Raw genomic sequence first — 3,899 nt, forward strand, 5'->3', positions numbered from 1 at the left:
CCCGATAATGTTCCTGCTGGCGGCAGGCAGTATGCAGGCACAGACTTATAATGAACTGGTCGAAAAGGCGATGGACTATACGCTGAAGGACAGTCTGGTGCAGGCAGAACAGTTGTTCCGGCAAGCCTTGAAGATGGAGCCGGGCAATGCACGCAATGCCTTGCTTTTTTCCAACCTGGGTACGGTACAGAAGCGTATGGGAAAGACTGATGAGGCCATTGAATCGTATACCATGGCCTTGAACATTACACCTTATTCTACAGCCATGCTGCTGAACCGGGCTTCGCTTTATCTGGACAAGGGGCTGACCGACAAGGCTTATCTGGATTATTGCAATGTGATTGATCTGTTGCCCGAGAACCAGGAGGCCCGGATGTTCCGTGCATACATCTACATGCAGCGGCGCCAGTATACGGAAGCCCGTATTGACTATAATGCGGTGCTGGCAAAGGATGTCAGGAATCTGACTGCCCGTCTGGGACTGGTGATGCTGGATCAGAAAGAAGGAAAACTGACTCAGGCACTCAGTTCGATGAACCGTCTGGTGGATGATTATCCGAAGGATGTTTCGCTGCTGAAGATGCGGGCCAACCTGGAAGTTGAGATGAATCAGCCGCAGGCGGCCCTGCTTGATCTGGAAGAAGCTCTGAAACTGGATGCCAATGACCGCGAGGCATACGTCCAGATGGGCGATCTTTATCTGCAACTTCGCAAGAAGAAAGATGCACGGGAAGCTTACGAAAAGGCTGTTTCGCTGGGAGTGTCGCGCGGTGAACTCGAGGAACGGCTGAAAGAGTGCCGGTAATCCGGTGCCGGAATGTCCGGTTCCGCGTGCCGTTATCGGTTTTGCAGGAACCGGTTGATTACTTCCACAAAGTCTTTTCCGTAGCGGTCTTTCTTGAAGGCTCCGATACCGCTGACCTCTCCGAAGGCTTCGATGCTCTGGGGTTTCTGTGCAGCCAGCAGATGAAGTGTCTTGTCTGACAGGACGATGTAAGCAGGAATGGCCTGCTGGTCGGCGAGCCGTTTGCGCAGGATCCGGAGTTCTTCAAAGAGCTGCTCGTCTTCGTTTTCGTAGACAGCGGGAGTAAGGATCGGCAGAACCGGAGTTTCTGCTTTCCGCTTTCTTTTCCCGGTTTCACGCGGAGCGGTTTCTTCACGCTTGATGACTACCAGCTGGGCCCGTTCGTGACCGAACAGAACTTTTCGTCCGGCTTCCGTAATTTTCAGATGGTTGTTTTCATTGTATGCAATTTCAAAATATCCCAGGTTCAGCATCTGCAACAGGTAGTCCTGCCAGTCGCGTGACGGGATGTCTCTTCCGACGCCGTAGGTTTTCAGCTTGTCATAACCCCGGTCGATGATTTCCTGTGTGGCAGCTCCCTTCAGAATGTCGGTCAGTGTCCGTGTACCTATCTGCTGGTCGGTACGGGCAATGGCGCTCAAGGCTTTCTGTACGATGATGGTACCATCGAATCTTTCAGGCGGATTCCGGCAGACATCACAGTTCCCGCAGTCATGATCCATGGTTTCCCCGAAGTAGTTCAACAGAATACGCCGGCGGCAAATATCGGTTTCCGCATACTGCTGCATGCGGTTCAGTTTCTCAAGATTGATCTCCTGCTGGTTGCTTTCGGCAGCAAATTTGGACAGAAGAACAATGTCTCCGAAAGAATAGAATAATAAGGTGTCGCTGGGAAGACCGTCACGTCCTGCCCGGCCTATTTCCTGATAGAAGCTTTCGATGCTTTTCGGTAGGTTGTAATGAATTACCCATCTTACGTTCGATTTGTCGATACCCATGCCGAAAGCAATGGTGGCACAGACGATCTGTACCCGGTCATTGATGAAATCATCCTGTGCGGCATCGCGTGCAGCCGTACTCAGTCCGGCATGATAAACCGCAACATGCAGCCCGTGATCCTCAAGCATCTCAGCTACTTTTTCCGTCGTGTTCCGGCTCATGCAGTAAATGATTCCGCTTTCTCCCGGATGACGGTCGATAAACTGAAGAATGCTTCTGATCTTTTCTTTCTGCTGATAGCCCCGTTTCACCTCCAGACTGAGGTTGGGACGGTCGAAGGAAGAAATAAACACTTGCGGATTTCTCATGGCCAGCTGTTGTACGATGTCTTGTCGGGTTATTTTGTCTGCTGTTGCAGTCAGTGCGACAATCGGTACATTGGGAAACTGCTGGCGGAGCACTTTCAGCTGTGTATATTCCGGACGGAAATCATGTCCCCATTGGGAAATGCAGTGAGCTTCATCAATGGCAAAAAGCGAAACACGGATATCCTTCAGCAGAAAATTCAGTTCCGAAAGGAGCCGTTCGGGAGAGATATAAAGGAGTTTTACCCGTCCCTGCATACATTCGAAACGCAGATTGGCGTTGACCGTTTCATCGTTGCTGCTGTTCAGGGCACGGGCGATGATTCCGTTGGCCTGCAAACTTTCCACTTGGTCTTTCATGAGTGAGATCAGCGGTGAAACAACGATGGCTGTTCCTTCCATCATCAGGGCAGGAAGCTGGTAGCAGATGGACTTTCCTCCTCCTGTCGGCATCAGCACCAGGGTGTCTCTCTTTTCCAGAATGCACGTGATGATTTCCTGTTGCAGGGGGCGGAACTGCGTATATCCGAAGTATGATTTTAATGTTTTCAGCATAATTGTCTATTGGGATGAAACGGAGTGCAAAGATAGTTATTCTTTCCGTTTTTCCGTTGGGGGAAGACGGGGCTGCACGACGGGAAACACTGAAAAATATGCCGTGATTTGTAATATTTAAGAAAAATGATTTTCATTTAACTGTAGATTTCAAAAACTTCTGCCATTTTTGTATAATATATAAAAATTAAACCTCTTAATTAAAAACAGGACAGATGAAAGATACAGAACTTCAGATGCAGGAACAGGAACAATCTCCTGCAAAAAAACCTTACAACATCAGGGAGCGCAAAATTAAGAATGCTGCTTATCGAGGAATGATTCGTCCGGAACTGGCGGATGAACTGTATGACAAGATCATGAATATCGTAGTATTTCAGAAGAAGTATAAAGACCCCAATTATTCTGCACGTGATCTTGCTAAAGAATTGAAAACCAATACTCGTTATCTGTCGGCTGTTATTAACTCCCGCTTCGGAAAAAACTATTCATGTCTGTTGAACGAGTATCGTATCAAGGAAACTTTGCATTTGCTGGTTGATAAACGTTACGCTGAGAAAAATGTAGAAGAAATCAGCGCGTTGGTAGGTTTTGCCAACAGACAATCGTTCTATGCAGCTTTCTATAAGAACATGGGTGAGACCCCGAATGCTTACCGTAAGAAACATTCTGACAAAAAATAAGAATATAGATAATGGAACAACAGGAGGATACGTTTGAGTATCAAGTGGAACAGTTTGCCGATTTGCAGATTTTGCGTTATCGGGTACCCGGTTTTGAAAAATTGTCTCTGCGCCAGAAACAGCTGATTTACTATCTCTCTCAGGCAGCTCTGGAGGGAAGAGACATCTTGTATCATCAGAACGGCAAGTACAATTTACCGGTCCGCCGGCTGCTGGAAGCAGTGTATGTGGCTTACAAGGGACCTCGTGATACGGATGAATTTCGTGCATTTGAGGTGTATCTGAAACGCGTCTGGTTTGCCAATGGCATTCACCACCATTATTCCTGCGACAAGTTTGTACCCGGTTTCACACCGGATTATCTTCGCAGCCTGGTTGAATCTTTGCCTGCCGATGCATTGCCTTTGGCAGAAGGAGAAACATGTACCGAACTTTGCAACCGCCTGTTCCCCGTCATCTTCGATCCGGAAGTGATGCCCAAACGGGTTAATCAGGCCGATGGGGAAGATCTGATTCTGACTTCAGCGGCCAATTATTATGAAGGAGTCACTC

Annotated in this window: 3 protein-coding genes and 1 pseudogene; 3 read left to right on the forward strand and 1 reads right to left on the reverse strand. The window is 48.2% G+C overall.

The genetic code is table 11. The features are described from left to right. Positions 1-7: 7 nt before the first annotated feature. On the forward strand, positions 8-805 hold the full coding sequence (locus BACCOPRO_RS15285; protein WP_040311583.1) for a tetratricopeptide repeat protein: 798 nt from the start codon (positions 8-10) through the stop codon (positions 803-805). A gap of 32 nt (positions 806-837) precedes the next feature. Here BACCOPRO_RS15285 and recQ read toward each other — a convergent pair whose 3' ends face one another. Then, positions 838-2,664: a DNA helicase RecQ gene (gene recQ, locus BACCOPRO_RS15290; protein WP_008145032.1), complete on the reverse strand. Its 1,827-nt coding sequence runs from the start codon at positions 2,662-2,664 to the stop codon at positions 838-840. 215 nt (positions 2,665-2,879) lie between these two features. Between recQ and BACCOPRO_RS15295 the strand changes: the two genes are divergently transcribed. After that, positions 2,880-3,347 (forward strand): helix-turn-helix domain-containing protein, encoded by a 468-nt coding sequence (locus tag BACCOPRO_RS15295; RefSeq protein ID WP_008145035.1) that lies wholly within the window; start codon positions 2,880-2,882, stop codon positions 3,345-3,347. Between the two features lie 11 nt (positions 3,348-3,358). After that, positions 3,359-3,899, forward strand: a pseudogene (locus tag BACCOPRO_RS18120) (dipeptidyl-peptidase 3 family protein); the annotation flags it as partial.

The sequence above is a fragment of the Phocaeicola coprophilus DSM 18228 = JCM 13818 genome, from assembly GCF_000157915.1.
Classification (GTDB): domain Bacteria; phylum Bacteroidota; class Bacteroidia; order Bacteroidales; family Bacteroidaceae; genus Phocaeicola; species Phocaeicola coprophilus.

Bases quoted from the DNA above. Each gene is read 5' to 3' on its own strand.
- BACCOPRO_RS15285 (WP_040311583.1), top strand. From the start codon at position 8: ATGTTCCTGCTGGCGGCAGGCAGTATGCAGGCACAGACTTATAATGAA.
- recQ (WP_008145032.1), bottom strand. From the start codon at position 2,664: ATGCTGAAAACATTAAAATCATACTTCGGATATACGCAGTTCCGCCCC.
- BACCOPRO_RS15295 (WP_008145035.1), top strand. From the start codon at position 2,880: ATGAAAGATACAGAACTTCAGATGCAGGAACAGGAACAATCTCCTGCA.